At 63.1% G+C, this 16,018-nt stretch carries 15 protein-coding genes and 2 pseudogenes; 13 read left to right on the top strand and 4 right to left on the bottom strand.

Annotation, left to right across the window (positions count from 1 at the left end; all coding sequences use genetic code 11):
* Nucleotides 1-90: 90 nt before the first annotated feature.
* The 5 genes from RI103_RS11875 (at nt 91) to RI103_RS11855 (ending at nt 7,772) form a co-directional block, all read left to right on the top strand.
* Nucleotides 91-2,952 carry a 2-oxoglutarate dehydrogenase E1 component gene (locus RI103_RS11875; RefSeq protein WP_310812212.1) on the top strand — a complete coding sequence of 954 codons (2,862 nt, stop codon included), beginning with the start codon at nt 91-93 and terminating at the stop codon, nt 2,950-2,952.
* A gap of 144 nt (nt 2,953-3,096) precedes the next feature.
* Nucleotides 3,097-4,383: a 2-oxoglutarate dehydrogenase complex dihydrolipoyllysine-residue succinyltransferase gene (gene odhB, locus RI103_RS11870; RefSeq protein ID WP_310812211.1), complete on the top strand. Its 1,287-nt coding sequence runs from the start codon at nt 3,097-3,099 to the stop codon at nt 4,381-4,383.
* Between the two features lie 161 nt (nt 4,384-4,544).
* Nucleotides 4,545-5,975 (top strand): dihydrolipoyl dehydrogenase, encoded by a 1,431-nt coding sequence (lpdA, locus tag RI103_RS11865; protein ID WP_310812210.1) that lies wholly within the window; start codon nt 4,545-4,547, stop codon nt 5,973-5,975.
* Nucleotides 5,976-6,064: 89 nt separating this feature from the next.
* The gene (gene zapE / locus RI103_RS11860) at nt 6,065-7,162 is read left to right on the top strand and encodes a cell division protein ZapE (RefSeq protein WP_310812209.1); all 1,098 of its coding nucleotides are present in this window, start codon (nt 6,065-6,067) and stop codon (nt 7,160-7,162) included.
* Between the two features lie 160 nt (nt 7,163-7,322).
* Complete coding sequence (locus tag RI103_RS11855; RefSeq protein WP_310812208.1) at nt 7,323-7,772, top strand: transposase; 450 nt, start codon at nt 7,323-7,325, stop codon at nt 7,770-7,772.
* 112 nt (nt 7,773-7,884) lie between these two features.
* Here the strand turns inward: RI103_RS11855 and RI103_RS11850 are convergent, their stop codons facing one another.
* Both RI103_RS11850 and RI103_RS11845 read right to left on the bottom strand, forming a co-directional pair.
* Complete coding sequence (locus tag RI103_RS11850) at nt 7,885-8,370, bottom strand: DUF2147 domain-containing protein (RefSeq protein WP_310812207.1); 486 nt, start codon at nt 8,368-8,370, stop codon at nt 7,885-7,887.
* Between the two features lie 230 nt (nt 8,371-8,600).
* A pseudogene (locus RI103_RS11845) lies at nt 8,601-8,926 on the bottom strand (ShlB/FhaC/HecB family hemolysin secretion/activation protein); the annotation flags it as partial.
* 156 nt (nt 8,927-9,082) lie between these two features.
* On the opposite strand from RI103_RS11845, the pseudogene RI103_RS11840 reads away from it, so the two are divergent.
* Both RI103_RS11840 and RI103_RS11835 read left to right on the top strand, forming a co-directional pair.
* Nucleotides 9,083-9,331, top strand: a pseudogene (locus RI103_RS11840) (sigma-54-dependent Fis family transcriptional regulator); the annotation flags it as partial.
* A 47-nt stretch (nt 9,332-9,378) separates the two neighbouring features.
* Nucleotides 9,379-10,101 carry a DUF2968 domain-containing protein gene (locus RI103_RS11835; RefSeq protein WP_310812206.1) on the top strand — a complete coding sequence of 241 codons (723 nt, stop codon included), beginning with the start codon at nt 9,379-9,381 and terminating at the stop codon, nt 10,099-10,101.
* Nucleotides 10,102-10,486: 385 nt separating this feature from the next.
* Here the strand turns inward: RI103_RS11835 and RI103_RS11830 are convergent, their stop codons facing one another.
* The gene (locus RI103_RS11830) at nt 10,487-10,663 is read right to left on the bottom strand and encodes a hypothetical protein (protein WP_310812205.1); all 177 of its coding nucleotides are present in this window, start codon (nt 10,661-10,663) and stop codon (nt 10,487-10,489) included.
* 327 nt (nt 10,664-10,990) lie between these two features.
* On the opposite strand from RI103_RS11830, the gene RI103_RS11825 reads away from it, so the two are divergent.
* Entirely contained in the window at nt 10,991-11,221 is a 231-nt protein-coding gene (locus tag RI103_RS11825) for a hypothetical protein (RefSeq protein ID WP_310812204.1), read from the top strand.
* Between the two features lie 22 nt (nt 11,222-11,243).
* Here the strand turns inward: RI103_RS11825 and hfq are convergent, their stop codons facing one another.
* Nucleotides 11,244-11,747: an RNA chaperone Hfq gene (gene hfq / locus RI103_RS11820; protein ID WP_310812203.1), complete on the bottom strand. Its 504-nt coding sequence runs from the start codon at nt 11,745-11,747 to the stop codon at nt 11,244-11,246.
* Nucleotides 11,748-12,100: 353 nt separating this feature from the next.
* On the opposite strand from hfq, the gene RI103_RS11815 reads away from it, so the two are divergent.
* From RI103_RS11815 to RI103_RS11795, 5 genes are all read left to right on the top strand, one after another.
* Entirely contained in the window at nt 12,101-12,244 is a 144-nt protein-coding gene (locus RI103_RS11815; protein WP_310812202.1) for a hypothetical protein, read from the top strand.
* 14 nt (nt 12,245-12,258) lie between these two features.
* Complete coding sequence (locus tag RI103_RS11810; RefSeq protein ID WP_310812201.1) at nt 12,259-12,789, top strand: sigma-70 family RNA polymerase sigma factor; 531 nt, start codon at nt 12,259-12,261, stop codon at nt 12,787-12,789.
* Nucleotides 12,789-13,640, top strand: coding sequence for an anti-sigma factor (locus tag RI103_RS11805; protein WP_310812200.1), 852 nt, complete (start codon nt 12,789-12,791; stop codon nt 13,638-13,640). The genes RI103_RS11810 and RI103_RS11805 overlap by 1 nt, the downstream gene beginning before the upstream one ends.
* A gap of 255 nt (nt 13,641-13,895) precedes the next feature.
* Nucleotides 13,896-14,369, top strand: coding sequence for a hypothetical protein (locus RI103_RS11800; RefSeq protein ID WP_310812199.1), 474 nt, complete (start codon nt 13,896-13,898; stop codon nt 14,367-14,369).
* A 39-nt stretch (nt 14,370-14,408) separates the two neighbouring features.
* Nucleotides 14,409-15,986, top strand: coding sequence for an FAD-binding oxidoreductase (locus RI103_RS11795; RefSeq protein WP_310812198.1), 1,578 nt, complete (start codon nt 14,409-14,411; stop codon nt 15,984-15,986).
* Nucleotides 15,987-16,018: the final 32 nt, after the last annotated feature.

The raw sequence follows: 16,018 nt of genomic DNA, 5'->3' as shown, positions 1-16,018 counted from the left end.
TCGCGCAATCCGCTAAACGGTCAGGCCGTGTCGCGGAAGGTTCTGTAACCCGCTATTTCTCGAGAAACTCGAAGAAAGGTGAGCGTAAAAATGATGAAGCAATTCCAGTCGAACTCTTATCTGTTCGGCGGCAATGCTCCGTACGTAGAAGAAATGTACGAAGCGTATCTCGATAATCCGGCGTCAGTGCCCGAGAACTGGCGCAGCTATTTCGACGCGTTGCAGAACGTCCCTGCATCGGATGGCAGCAATGCCAACGACGTGGCCCATGGCCCGATCGTCGAATCGTTTGCACAACGGGCCAAGGCAAATGCCTTCATCCCGCGCACGGCAACCGGCGGCGAAGATCTCGCTACCGCTCGCAAGCAAGTCTATGTGCAGTCCCTCATCGGCGCATATCGCTTTCTCGGCTCGCAATGGGCCAACCTCGATCCGCTGAAGCGCCGCGAACGTCCCGCGATCCCCGAACTCGAACCCGCGTTCTACGACTTCACCGAAGCCGACATGGACCAGGAGTTCAGCGCCACGAATCTGTATTTCGGATTCGAGCGCGCGTCGCTGCGTGAGATCGTCAAGGCATTGCGCGACACGTACTGCGGCACGCTCGGCGCCGAGTACATGTACATCAGCGATCCGGAACAGAAGCGCTGGTGGAAAGAGAAGCTCGAATCGATCCGTTCGACGCCGAACTTCTCGAACGAAAAGAAAAAGCACATCCTGAACCGTTTGACGGCCGCTGAAGGCCTCGAGCGCTTCCTGCACACCAAGTACGTCGGCCAGAAACGCTTCTCGCTCGAAGGCGGCGAAAGCTTCATCGCGTCGATGGACGAAGTCGTGCGTCATGGCGGCGCCAACGGCGTTCAGGAAATCGTCATCGGCATGGCTCACCGTGGCCGTCTGAACGTGCTGGTCAATACGCTCGGCAAGATGCCGGCTGACCTCTTCGCCGAATTCGAAGGCAAGCACCACGACGACCTGCCGGCCGGCGACGTGAAGTACCACAAGGGTTTCTCGTCGGACGTCTCGACCGAAGGCGGCCCGGTTCACCTGTCGCTCGCGTTCAACCCGTCGCACCTCGAAATCGTCAACCCGGTGGTCGAAGGTTCGGCGAAGGCCCGTATGGACCGTCGCGGCGACGACAGCGGCCTGCAAGTGCTGCCGGTGCAGATCCACGGCGACGCGGCTTTCGCGGGCCAGGGCGTCGTGATGGAAACGCTGAACCTTGCGCAAACGCGCGGTTACGGCACGCACGGCACGCTGCACATCGTCATCAACAACCAGATCGGCTTCACGACGTCGGACCCGCGCGACTCGCGCTCCACGTTGTACTGCTCGGACGTCGTCAAGATGATCGAAGCGCCGGTGCTGCACGTGAACGGCGACGATCCTGAAGCGGTCGTGCTGGCTACGCAACTGGCTATCGACTTCCGGATGCAGTTCCACAAAGATGTCGTCGTCGACATCGTCTGCTTCCGCAAGCTTGGCCACAACGAGCAGGACACGCCGGCCGTCACGCAGCCGCTCATGTACAAGACGATCGCCAAGCACCCGGGCACGCGCGCACTGTACGCTGAAAAGCTGGTGCAGCAAGGTGTGATCACCGCGGAAGAAGGCGACGAATTCGTCAAGGCTTACCGCAAGGCGATGGACGAAGGCCATCACACCGTCGACCCGGTGCTCTCGAACTACAAGAGCAAGTACGCGGTGGACTGGGTGCCGTTCCTGAACCGCAAGTGGACCGACGCAGCCGACACGGCCGTGCCGCTCGCGGAACTGAAGCGCCTCGCCGAACGCATCACCACGGTGCCGGAAAACTTCAAGGTTCACCCGCTGGTCGAGCGCGTCATCAACGACCGTCGCGCGATGGGCCGTGGCGAAGCGAAGCTCGACTGGGGCATGGGCGAGCACCTGGCGTTCGCGTCGCTGGTCGCGTCCGGTTATGCCGTGCGCCTGACGGGTCAGGACTCGGGCCGCGGCACGTTCACGCACCGTCACGCGGTGCTGCACGATCAGAACCGCGAACGCTGGAACGACGGCACGTACGTGCCGCTGCAGAACATCGCCGAAGGTCAGGCGAAGTTCACGGTGATCGACTCGGTGCTGTCGGAAGAAGCGGTGCTGGGCTTCGAATACGGTTACTCCACGGCTGAACCGAACACGTTCGTCGCGTGGGAGGCGCAGTTCGGCGACTTCGTGAACGGCGCGCAAGTCGTGATCGACCAGTTCATCTCGTCGGGCGAAGTGAAGTGGGGCCGCGTGTCGGGTCTGACGATGCTGCTGCCGCACGGCTACGAAGGCCAGGGTCCGGAGCACTCGTCCACGCGTATCGAACGTTTCCTGCAACTGTGCGCAGACCACAACATGCAGGTCGTTCAACCGACCACTCCGGCGCAGATTTTCCACCTGCTGCGCCGTCAGATGATCCGTCTGTTCCGCAAGCCGCTGATCGTCGCCACGCCGAAGTCGCTGCTGCGCCACAAGGAAGCAGTGTCGGATCTGTCGGAACTGGCGAAGGGCGCGTTCCAGCCGATTCTCGGCGAAATCGACGAAGCCATCGACGCGAAGAAGGTCAAGCGCGTAGTCGTGTGCTCGGGCCGCGTGTACTACGACCTGCTCGCACATCGCCGCGAATCGAAGTCGAACGACGTCGCGATCATCCGTATCGAACAGCTCTATCCGTTCGCGCATAAGCAGTTCGAAGCGGAAATGAAGAAGTACGACAACGCGACCGAAGTGGTCTGGGTGCAGGACGAGCCGCAGAATCAGGGCCCGTGGTTCTACATCGAGCACCACCTGAAGGAAGGCATGAAGGAAGGTCAGAAGCTGGCATACAGCGGACGTCCGGCTTCGGCCTCGCCGGCAGTCGGCTACTACGCGAAGCACTACGAGCAGCAGAAGGCGCTGGTCGAAGGCGCTTTCGGCCGCCTCAAGAGCGCGTCGATCGCCAAATAAACACTAAAACCGAACCGGGAAAGCGCCACGCGCTTTCCCGTGCCGCATCCGAACAGATCAGTTGCGGCATTCGAGGTTCGCAGGCGGTCGACGGATCCATGGATCGCGCGCCGTCACCCGATACGTATTCAGGATATTCACAAAATGGCTATTGTTGAAGTCAAGGTTCCCCAGCTCTCCGAGTCGGTCTCGGAAGCCACGATGCTGCAGTGGAAGAAGAAGCCGGGCGAAGCGGTTGCTCAAGACGAAATTCTCATCGAAATCGAGACCGACAAGGTCGTGCTCGAAGTGCCGGCACCCTCGGCCGGCGTGCTCGCGCAAGTCATCGCGAACGACGGCGATACCGTCACGGCTGATCAGGTGATCGCCAAGATCGACACCGAAGGCACGGCAGGCGCCGCTGCTGTCGAAGCCGAAGTGAAGCCCGCTCCGGAAGCCGCACCGGCACCTGCCGCCGCAGCGGCGCCGGCGGCTCAAGCCGCATCCGCAACGGGGGCGAACGCCGCCGCTTCGCCGGCTGCCGGCAAGCTGATGGCCGAAAAGGGTCTGGGCGCGGGCGACGTCGCCGGCACGGGCCGCGACGGCCGCATCACCAAGGGCGACGTGCTGACCGCGGGCGCTCCTGCTGCCAAGGCCGCACCGGCTCCGGCTCCCGCCGCCGCACCGAAGGCTGCCAAGCCGTCGCTGCCGGACGTCAAGGCGCCGGCTTCGGCTGACCAATGGCTGAAGGATCGTCCGGAACAACGCGTGCCGATGTCGCGTCTGCGCGCGCGTATCGCCGAGCGTCTGCTCGAGTCGCAGCAAACCAACGCCATCCTGACCACGTTCAACGAAGTGAACATGGCGCCGGTGATGGACCTGCGCAACAAGTACAAAGACCGGTTCGAAAAGGAACATGGCGTGAAGCTCGGCTTCATGTCGTTCTTCGTGAAGGCGGCGGTTCACGCGCTGAAGAAGTTCCCGCTGGTGAACGCGTCGATCGACGGTAACGACATCGTCTATCACGGCTACTTCGACATCGGTATCGCTGTCGGTTCGCCGCGCGGTCTGGTGGTGCCGATCCTGCGCAATGCGGATCAGCTGAGCCTCGCCGAAATCGAGAAGAAGATCGCCGAATTCGGCCAGAAGGCGAAAGACGGCAAGCTGTCGATCGACGAAATGACCGGCGGTACGTTCTCGATCTCGAACGGCGGTGTGTTCGGTTCGATGCTGTCGACCCCGATCATCAACCCGCCGCAATCCGCGATTCTGGGCGTGCACGCCACGAAGGAACGCGCTGTGGTCGAGAACGGCCAGATCGTGATCCGCCCGATGAACTACCTGGCGCTGTCGTACGACCACCGCATCATCGACGGTCGCGAAGCGGTGCTGTCGCTGGTCGCCATGAAGGATGCGCTGGAAGACCCGGCGCGCCTGCTGCTCGACCTGTAAGCGCCGGTTCGGCGGGCGCCGGCTTGTCATTCAGCAAGCCGGCGCCATATAGGTCTTAAGCAAGCAACCCGCAAGCAGTACGCCTCTAGCATTCCGCAGTACAGGAACGCCGCGCGCCACGAAGCGCGGCCGCGTGCCGTTCCGTTATCAAAAGGATTGTCATGTCCAAAGAATTTGACGTCGTCGTGATCGGCGCAGGCCCTGGCGGTTACATCGCCGCCATCCGCGCAGCGCAGCTCGGCAAGACCGTCGCATGTATCGAAAAATGGAAGAACCCGGCCGGCGCCCTGAAGCTCGGCGGCACGTGTCTCAACGTGGGTTGCATTCCGTCGAAGGCGCTGCTCGCGTCGTCGGAAGAATTTGAAAACGCGTCGCATCACCTCGCTGACCACGGCATCACCGTGGAAAACGTGAGCGTCGATATTACGAAGATGATGACCCGTAAAGAAGGCATCGTCGAAAAGATGACCAAGGGCATCGAATTCCTGTTCCGCAAGAACAAGATCACGTGGCTCAAGGGCCACGGCAAGTTCACAGGCAAGACGGACGCCGGCGTGCAGATCGAAGTGAGCGGCGAAGGCGAAACGGAAACGGTCACGGCCAAGAACGTGATCATCGCCACGGGTTCGAAGGCACGCCATCTGCCGAATATTCCGGTCGACAACAAGATCGTCGCCGACAACGAAGGCGCACTGAGCTTCGACACGGCCCCGAAGAAACTCGCCGTGATCGGCGCGGGTGTGATCGGTCTGGAACTGGGTTCGGTGTGGCGCCGTCTGGGCGCGGAAGTGACCGTGCTCGAAGCGCTGCCGGAATTCCTCGGCGCGGCTGACCAGGCGCTCGCGAAAGAAGCGGCCAAGCAGTTCAAGAAGCAGGGTCTGGACATCCACGTCGGCGTGAAGGTCGGCGAAGTGACCACGACCGATAACAGCGTGACGATCAACTACACGGACAAGGACGGCAACGCGCAGAAGCTCGAAGCCGACCGCCTGATCGTGTCGATCGGCCGGGTGCCGAACACCGACAACCTCGGTCTCGAAGCGATCGGCCTGAAGGCCAACGAGCGCGGCTTCATCGACGTCGACGACCACTGCGCGACGGCCGTGCCGAACGTGTACGCGATTGGCGACGTGGTGCGTGGCCCGATGCTCGCGCACAAGGCTGAAGACGAAGGCGTGCTGGTCGCCGAAATCATCGACGGTCAGAAGCCGCATATCGACTACAACTGCGTGCCGTGGGTGATCTACACCGAACCGGAAATCGCGTGGGTCGGCAAGACGGAACAGCAGCTGAAGGCAGAAGGCCGCGAGATCAAGACGGGCCAGTTCCCGTTCATGGCGAACGGCCGCGCACTCGGCATCAACAAGGCGGATGGTTTCGTCAAGATGATCGCCGACGCCAAGACCGACGAACTGCTTGGCGTGCACATCATCTCGGCCAACGCATCGGACCTGATCGCGGAAGCCGTGGTGGCGATGGAATTCAAAGCGGCGTCGGAAGATATCGGCCGCATTTGCCATCCGCACCCGTCGCTGTCGGAAGTCATGCGCGAGGCGGCACTGGCCGTCGACAAGCGCGCGCTGAACATGTAATCACGCGCACGCCTGACTGACAGTACTCCGGCATTACCACGAAGGCGGGCGGGTTCACTCCCTCCCGCCTTTCTATTTGCAGCAACACAATGAACGTCACCGAATACTACGAAAAAGAACTGCAGACGCGGGGTTACCAATCGGACCCGGCGCAACGCGCGGCGGTGGACCGTCTGCAGCGGTGCTACGAAGAGTGGGCCGAATATAAGTCGCGCCGCTCGAACGCGTTCAAGAAACTGCTGATCCATCCGGATCTGCCGCGCGGCGTGTACATGTGGGGCGGCGTAGGGCGCGGCAAGAGCTTCCTGATGGACAGCTTCTACATGATCGTGCCGTTGCATCGGAAAACGCGTCTGCATTTCCACGAGTTCATGCGCGAAGTGCACCGTGAGCTGGAAGAACTGAAAGGCACCGCCGATCCGCTCGACGAACTCGCGCGTCGTATTGCCAAACGCTACCGGCTGATCTGTTTCGACGAGTTCCACGTGTCGGATATCGCCGACGCGATGATTCTGTACCGCCTGCTCGACAAGCTGTTCGAAAACGGCGTGCAGTTCGTGATGACGTCCAACTACGACCCGGACACGCTGTATCCGGACGGCCTGCATCGCGACCGCATGTTGCCGGCGATCGAACTCATCAAGGAAAAGCTCGACGTGATCAACGTCGATGCGGGCATCGACTACCGGCAACGTACGCTGGCTCAGGTCGAGGTGTATCACACGCCGCTCGGCGCCGCCGCCGACAAGGCGTTGCGCGACGCGTTCGCGCGTCTTGCCGCGGTGCCCGACGAAAGCTCGATCCTGCATATCGAAAAGCGCGAGCTGAAGGCGTTGCGCCGTGCCGACGGCGTCGTGTGGTTCGACTTCGCCACCTTGTGCGGCGGTCCGCGCTCGCAGAACGACTATCTGGAACTGGCGAGCCGGTTTCATGCGGTGGTCCTCTCCGGCGTGCCGCAGATGTCCGCGCGTATGGCCTCGGAAGCGCGCCGCTTCACGTGGCTGATCGACGTGTTTTACGATCACAAGGTGAAGCTGCTGATGTCTGCCGCGGTGCCACCCGAACAACTGTACGTCGATGGTCCGATGGCCAACGAGTTCGCGCGCACGGTCTCGCGCATCGTAGAAATGCAGTCGAAGGAATATCTCGATACGCCTCGGCGAATCGTCGATACGTCGCTGACCTGAGGCGTCGCGCGCCACGGCCGGCGGCGCTTTTGCGATAGATCACGCTCCGTTTGCCGATGCCGCGCCGTCGCCCGGCGTATTTTCAAGATTCGGATTGGTCTTATATTCCGTCCGCGGACGACTGGATATCTTTTGTCACGGCTTTGACAAAGGAGAAACCATGAATCCCCACCGTGACATCAACGACGAAGAATGGCAGCGTGTCGCACCGTTGCTTCCCGAGCTACGGCCGCGCTCCGAACTGCGTGGCCGGCCGCTCGCCAATACACGCTCGGTGCTCAACGGCGTGCTGTGGGTCATGTATAGCGGCGCCACTTGGTCCGCCATGCCGCGCAAATATCCGTCCTACCAGACCTGCCATCGCCGCTTCAAGGCGTGGTACGAATCCGGCGTGCTCAACCGTGTAATGGAGCAATTGTTCGGCGCGGCGAGCGAAGAGCTTTGCGGCTTGATGGAGGCGCGCATGCGCACGCACGTGAATGGGAAACCGAAGAGCGTCCAAGCCGAGAAGGCTCCCGTCGTTACGCCCGCGGTGTACAGCCCGCCATCAAACCAACCGCTGCCGTCTTCGCCGTTCGCGTTCCATTCGCCCTTCAAACACGCTGCATGATCGATTCAACCCAGCGTCTTCAAACAAAAGAAACGGCCGAACGATTACGATCGTCGGCCGTTTCTTATCGTTCTACCCGGGCTTTGCAACCGGCACCTGAACTACCCACGCATCATTGCTGACGAACCCAAGTCTGCGAGCGGCCTAGCAGCGACACGCCGATATAGCCTCGCACGACCAGTTTGTTGCCACCGTCTTCCAGGTGCATCTTGCATTTGTAGAGCTTGCCGTTTTCCGGGTCGAGAATCTGCCCGTGATCCCAGGCGTCGCCGTTCTTCTTCATATCGCTGATGATCGTCATGCCGAGAATCGGCTGATCCTTGCGCGCGTCGGTACAGGCCGTGCAGCGGCGATCCGGCTGGTCGTTCGCGCCGAGGCCCTTGATCACCTTGCCGCTCAGCGCGCCGCTGCCATCCTGCGCGATTTGCACGAGCGCCTTGGGCTGGCCGGTATGATCGTCGATGGTTTGCCACGTGCCGACGGGGCTGTCGGACTGTGCCATGGCTATCACGGCGCTGCCGAGCAATACGCCGGCGAGCGCGGCATGCTTGGCTGTGCGAAGCGCGATTGCGCGCGCGCGTTGGCTGAACTGCGTCATTGTCTTCCTCCTTGATTAAAGACGGCGCGATCATGGTCGCGCGGCATTATTGGCATTTCGCGGGGTCGTCAGACGCCAGCCGGAGTGATGGCTGGCATGGTCCCTCAGGTTCGACTTCCGCTGCCTTCGTGTGCCATCCGCAGCTTGCAGATTTGGGCTTGCGCGCCGCGAGCGACGCATCGTCAGCGCAGAATACGTGAAAGTGCGCGCGTCGTTTGATAGTGGACCCTCTAATCAGAACGCGGCACTTTTACTGATCCATTCAGCTGGTACGAGAGCGTCTCGTTGATGCGTGGACTGCGCGATGCGCTCTCCATCGGCGCGTCGCCGATCGCTTTGGCCACCGGGAGATGCAGGCTGTAGTACTTCGCATCCGGGATACGGAAGCCGAAGGCGATCGACGAAAGCTTCAAAGGCGAGGCCGTACCCGCCTGCAGGCGGACGCGCGCCATGTCGAACGAGACATTAGGTGTGAGCGTGCGCCGATACGTGAAGCCCGTCGTGAACGCATGGCCGACTCCAGTATCGCGCCCCAGCCCGAATCGCCCGATGCTTCGTGTGCTTCCATTTGCAGGGTGCTCGGCGCGAGCGCCGCCAGTACGACGGTCCATTCGCTGCGATACCCGAATTTCGGCGGTTTTCCCTCGTATGCCGTTTTTGTGTCGCGGATGCGTCACCCGCCGGGCGGGTCGCGAGCGCGTATGTGTGTGGCTTACAACGGCTTCCCGCGCTTGCGCGCACCAGCCAACCGGTGCCGGCCGAGAGCGTCACAGAGGTGCTCGTGGACCGCGGCAAATGGGACATGGCCGAGCGTAACCGAGTGCTGGCCGCGCTCGGCGCAAACGATTGGCGCCGCCAGGATAGAGCGCTCTGGGTGTGCACTAGCCGCAAGGTTTTGTGGGATAAGATGCGCAAGTATCAAATTTTCGACGAAGAGCCCGAAACACGCGAAAGTGAGTAATAATGAGACAGTTGTACTAAAACAAAAACTGTTCAAGCAGGAATTACATGGACCAAAAGTCGAAATTACGACAGATTGCCTTTGCCGCATTCATCGCGATGTGGGCAGCGCAAGGCGTCAATGCGCAGACTTTGTCTGACAGCAGCGCCAGCGCCGGGGGTGGCGTTGTTTCCGAGGCGAGCACGACGGCGGCGTTGCCGGCTACCTCACAGACAGGACAGGCACAGACCTCTGCGCTCACGCCCGACGAAGCGAAGCAATCCGCGGCGGGCAACGTGGCGGAATTGCAGCAGATGATCCACGGATCGGATCTGAGCGAATTGCGCACCACGTACAACGGCAGCTATGGGGCGAGCTTGCTGTTTTACGGCAAGGAAATGACGTACTACGTGGCGCTGTTCCAGCAGAAAAATTTCTGGCGCGTCATCAAGACGCAGGACGCGGGGCGTGCCGACATGATTTACAAGGATTTCGTGCGTCAGACGTTGCAGCTGTCGGACGTCGAAATTCGCCGCACGCAACTCGAGGCGCAAAAAGCGTTTACAGACCGGATGATCGCGTTGTCGCAAGACCGCGCCAACCGCTTGCAGGCGGACCTCGATGTCGCGCGTCAGCAGCAGAGCATTGTGGCGGCCCAGCAGCAGCAGACTCGCGCCGAAGCCACCGCGCTCTCCCAGCAGAAGGCTTCCGCGCAAGATCAGTTGCGTGCCGCGCAGCGTCAGGTGCGCGATCTGCAGCGCCAGCTGGACAGCGGTTTGCCCTTGCACTGAGTGCGACCGTCTGATGAGCAGCAGGTGGGCAGGGCGGCGCGGTGGGGTGCTGAAAGTGCCGCCGGGTCCACCGGAAAGACGGGTCGTTTTTCAGCTTGGTCCGTGCAACGCACGTAGTTCGCGAGGTCCACGCGATCCATGCGGGCGGTTCACGGCTTCAATCCACTTCTCATTGTCGCGGCAGTAGCAACCCGCTCGCTTGCTCCGCGCATTTGTGTCGAGTGCCACGTCTCACGCGCGGCGCATGGCTCGGCGTGATATCCCATTTGCTTGCACGGGCATGCCCACGAGCGCCCACACCCCAACGCACCCGCTGTGCGGCGGCGGGCTGCCTTGCCGGCTGCTTCGCTTCCTTGTGCTCCGTATGACAAAAATGCGGCCGACTCTAGTGCCGCTTCTTTCCCTCCGGAGACGCTCCCTTCTCCGGCACGTGATGCGGGTCCGCCATGTCGACGGCGATCGGATCGCTGGCGGGAAAGCTTTCCTCAAGTGCCTCGTCGAGGCGGCTGTCGGACGCTTGCGTTTCCGCGGATTCAGATTCGCGTTGCTTCTTGCTGGTCATGGCGTGCTCCGTGAGAAGAGAGTCTGCAATCCAGCATAGCGCAAAGCGGGCCTTGGCGAACATCGGCCGAACGGGCTAAGACTATGCGCCGAAATCTTCTGCTGCAAAGCCGCGAGCCAATCGAGGGCCGCGCCGCTACGGCGTCATCAGCCAGAACTTAAAACCATTGCACACCAACTCGTTTTCCGTGTGTCGACGCAGCGCCGCGCGGGACAACCAAAGCAAGCGCCGGCCGCGTGGGCCGGTAGACCGCAACGCATGCCGCAGACCGGCCGTGTCGCGCTCGGGAGGGGCGCAACCAGAACCCGTGAATAAGGCAGCGACAACATGAACCGGAAAAAGACCGCGAGCGCGGCGCAGCGCCTCAACGCGTCACACGTCGTGGAAGCTGAACTGGAACACCTGGATTGGGCAACGAAGCAACCGGCGCAGCGCCTGCTGGACGCCGTGTATTGGCGCCGCCGCGTGCTGGCGGTCAAATGCGGATTCGAACTGACGGAACTGCAGGGGATGCGTCTGGAAAAGATTTTGCAGCGGCTCGGCCATTCAACGGAGTAGCCAAGCGCGCTGCCGCTGCTGCTTACTCGCTACCGCCGTTGCCGCCGTGATTGCCGCCGCCATGGTTGCCGCCACCGTGATTGCCGCCGTCGCCGCCCGTGCCGAACAGACGCCGGCGGCGCGTGACGACCACCGGGCCGTCCGACGTGCTGCCGCTGCGATCCGGCGCAGGCCGGTCCGAAGACGGTGCGCCATACGACTCGCGCGGTTCACGCGGTTCGCGCGGCTCACGATGATCGCGCGGTTCACGCGAACCGTGCGGGCCACGCGTGGTGTGCTCACCGTGCGAGGGACGCCCCGCGCGCGGAGCCGGACGCGTACCGGTGTCGAGCTGGATCGTCGAGATCGCGCGCTTGTAGATGCCTTGCAGGCCGACAGGCGTGCGCAGCATCACCAGATACTGATCGAACGACTCGATGCACCCCGTCAGGCGGATGCCGTTGACAAGGTAGATCTCGACGCGCTTTCGTTCCTTGCGCGCAGCGTTCATGAAGTCGTTTTGCGGATGCGATTCTGCGGAAGCCATGGACAATTCAGGTTAGAAAGACGGTTGTTCGCCGCGATTCTACCCTGTGTGAGGGCGGAACGCGTCGGCGGGCGAACTGCGTCCACTATAACGGCTTGTGGGCACATAAGCATCTGATAACTATTGACTGTAACGTTGCGTTACGAATCTGCGGACGAACGCCGCGTTCTTCCGCCACACACAAAAGCCTGGGCGGCGCGGATGGCGGAAAAAGATAGCGCATGGTCGTGCTTTCAGCGGAATAAATCATCGCCTGAACGCGTTATATCAGGCATGGCGACGCTGCATCGTGCGCGTGGCCGATCGGTTTTCCGGTCGCACCACGCGTCCGGGCGCTCACAAGGAGACTCACCATGAAAGTATCCCGCATCCTTTCCGCCATCTTCGTTGTGCTGGCGCTTGCGGCTGGCACGGTCGCGACGAGCGCGTGCACGTCCGCGACCGACAGCGGCGCCTCCGGCACGAGTGGCGGCACTGGCGGCGGTGGCGGCTACTGAGCGCCACACGCCGGGTGAATTTCGAAGCTGAAGTGATTTCGTGGCTCCCGCAGTTGCGCCGCTACGCGCGCGCGCTGACGGGCGACCGCGCATGGGCCGACGACCTCGTGCAGGATACGGCGGAGCGTGCGCTCGCCCGTTGGGCGGCGTTCCGGCCCGACAGCAATCTGCGCGCTTGGTTGCTGACGATCCTGCGGCATCTCTACATCGACCAGTTGCGCGGCCGCCGCGAGATTGCAGTCGACGACGAGAGTGCGCCGTGGCGTAATCTCGAAGCGCCTCAAGGGGAAGTCGACGGCCTCGTGCTGCGCGATCTGCAGCGAGCGCTGTATTTGCTGCCGGTCGAACAGCGCGAAGTGCTGTTGCTGGTCTGCGTGGAGGAACTGTCTTATCAGGAAGCGTCGAGCGCGCTCGGCGTGCCGATCGGCACGGTGATGTCGCGGCTTTCGCGCGCGCGCGAACACATGCGCGCGTTGCTGACGGACGGACCGGTTCAGGGGCCGGCGCGCAAAAATCCACCGTTGAAAGTAGTGAGAAACCCGTGATGAACAGCGACGACTACGATTCCAGCTTGCCCGAAGGGCTCGATCTGCGAGCGCTGTCGGCGTTTGTCGACGGCGAATTGCCGGCCGCGGAGCGCGCCGCGATCGAGGCCCAACTGGAACAGCACCCGCAGGCCGCCGCGCGCGTGGCCGCCTGGCGCGCGCAAAAGGCTGCGTTGCGCGTGCTATGCGGCGCGCCGCAGCGCAGCGAACGTGACGAGCGTCAGGAGCGCCATGAGCGCGAGGGGGCCGATGAACCGGCTTTCATCGTGCTGCGCCGGAGGACCTCGTGGTGGCAGCGCGCGGGCGTCGCGGCCTGCTGGCTGGCGGCGGGCGCCGGGCTCGCGCTCGCCCTTGGGCCGCTCGCGCCGCGTCTGACCGGCGGCGCATGGAGCGGTCTGGGCGGCAGCCCGCCGAGCTTCGCCGAGCGCGCGGACATCGCCTACGCGGTGTACACGCCGGAGCGGCGTCATCCGGTGGAAGTCGCCGCGAACGAGGAAGAGCATCTGATCAACTGGCTCTCCAAACGGCTGAACCGGCCGCTCTCGGTGCCGTCCTTGCAGGAATACGGCTACTCGCTGGTGGGCGGGCGGCTGTTGCCCGGCGAAGCGGGACCGGCGGCGCAGTTCATGTACGAGAACACCAGCGGCGCGCGTCTCACGCTCTACGTCACCGGTATATCGCGCGACGAAACCGCGTTCCGCCTGTTCCGCGACGGCAACCGGCGCACCTTCTACTGGGTCAGCGACGGCATGGGCTACGCGCTGTCCGGGCCGATCGCGGAAGGCAAGCTGCGCACGATCGCCATCGACGTGTGCAGCGCGCTCGGCGGCAAACCGGAGTCGTGGCAGTAGTGGCCGCAACTCGGCTTGGGCCGCCCGCCGCCCGGCCGGTTCTGCAACACCCGGTAACAGAAACCGCGTGCGTGCCCGTCGCGCATGCGGAATAGCATCGCGCGACGCAACGTTTACCTGTTGCTGGACCGTGCCGTCGCCGCGTGCCCGCGCGCGTTCACGGCAAGGTCTCGGGCAAGGCAAACCGACGGTGTCTTCACGGTGCCGACACGTTTCTTGCGTGTCGCAACGCCGGCGCGTCGAGGCAGCACAATCATGCTCACATTTCATCAGTTCGGCGGCGGGCTGTATTGCGGCGTAGCCTGCATGTGCCTGTGCGCCGCGTGCGCGGCGCCGGTCGAGGCGCAATCGGAAGCGCCGATGTGCCGGTTTGTGGCGGGGCAGGCGGAAATCGACGGCGTCATGCAGCAGATTACCGGCCGCGCGTGCCTGCAACCGGACGGCACGTGGCAGATCGTCGAGGACGACGCCGCGGCGCAGACCTTGGCGGATGGGCCCGTCTACTACTACGATCCATGGTACTGGGGGCCGCCGGTGGTGTTCGGAGTCGGCGTGTCGTTCGTGTTCGTTGACCGCTTTCATCATTTTCATCACATGGATCATGTGCGCTATGTGCATGGCGTGCACGGATCGTATGGCATGGGCGGCCGCGGCGCGTGGCATGGCGGGCAGCCCATGCACACATGGGGCGGCATGTCGCATGGCGGCGGCGGGGGAATGCGCCGCTGACTCACTGTCGCTGACTCGCGCGGCGGCCAAGGAGATGCTTTGATTCGCAGTTTGCCGCCGAAGGTATCCGCCGCGCAGTTCGATCGCGCGCTCGCCGGCTGGCGCTCGATTGTCGGCGAGCCGCAGGTGGTGACCTCCGCGGACGGACTCGCCACGTATCTCGATCCGTTCGCGCCCGGCGAGCGCGAAGCGTTTTCGGCCAGTGCCGCCGTCTTGCCGGGCTCCGTCGATGAAATTCGCGCGGTGCTGCGCATTGCCAATCAATTTCGTATTCCATTGTGGACCGTCTCCACCGGACGCAACTTCGCGTATGGCGGCGCCGCGCCTCGCCTCGCCGGTTCGGTGGTGCTCGATCTGCACAGGATGAACCGCATCATCGAAGTGAACGAGGCCATGGCGTACGCACTGGTGGAGCCGGGCGTCAGTTACTTCGATCTGTATGCGTATCTGCGCGACAAGGGCTACAAGCTGTGGGTCGATCCGCCCGCGGCCGGTTGGGGCAGCGTGGTCGGCAATACGCTCGAACGTGGCTTCGGCTATACCGCATACGGCGATCACGCAGCGTCGCAGTGCGGCATGGAAGTGGTGCTGGCCAACGGCGACGTGTTGCGCACGGGCATGGGCGGGATCGACATCGGCACCGCCTGGCAGTTGTACCAGCCGGGTTACGGGCCCTCGTTCGACGCGATGTTCATGCAGTCGAACTACGGCATCGTCACCAAGCTGGGCGTCTGGCTGATGCCCGCGCCGCCCGCATATCTGCTCGGCGAAATCCAGTTCAAACATGAAGCGGATCTCGAAGCGATCGTGGAGATCTTGCGGCCGTTGCGGCTCGATGAAACGATCCGCAATCACGCGGTGATCGAAGGCGGTTTGCGCCGCGCGGCCGGCTTGTCGGCGCGCGCGCAGTGGTATGACGGACCGGGCGTGATGCCCGAGAGCGCCGTGACCGCGATGCTCGAGAAGCTGAACGTCGGCCGCTGGAATCTGCATTTCGCGCTCTACGGCACACCTGAATCGATCGACGCGCGCCATGCGATCGTGCAGCGCGCGTTCGCGCGCGTGCCGCAGGCGCGCTTGCTCGCGGCGCGTTACGCGGGCGATGCGCAGCCCACGGGGGGCGGCGATCGCAACCTTGCCGGCATTCCGGCGATGACCGCGTTTCGCATGCTCGACTGGCGCGGCGGCGCGGGCGCGCATGTGGACTTCGCGCCGGTGTGTCCCGCGACCGGGCGCGACGCGTTGCGCCAATATACGATGGTCAAGGCGCGCGCCGCGGAATACGGCTTCGATTACTACGGCGGTTTTACAGCGGGTGTGCGGCATCTGCATCACATTTTCGCGGCGATCTTCGACCGCGACGACCCGAACCAGGTCGAGCAGGCCGGCGCGCTACTGCGTTCTCTGATGAGCGACGCGCGCGCGGCGGGCTATGGTGAGTATCGCGCGCATCTCGCGTATATGGATTTTGCCGCGGCTCAATACAGCTTCAACGACGGCGCCTTGCTGCGGCTCTCGGAAACGATCAAGGACGCGCTCGACCCGAACGGCATTCTCGCGCCAGGCAAGCAGGGCATCTGGCCGGCGGCGTGGCGCGACCGGCGCGGCTACACGTAAGGGCGCGGGCCGTACGCGCGACATGACGACAG

Origin of the sequence: Paraburkholderia sp. FT54 (assembly GCF_031585635.1) — a bacterium.
GTDB lineage: Bacteria > Pseudomonadota > Gammaproteobacteria > Burkholderiales > Burkholderiaceae > Paraburkholderia.
This window is presented reverse-complemented; position numbering and strand designations above follow the sequence as displayed.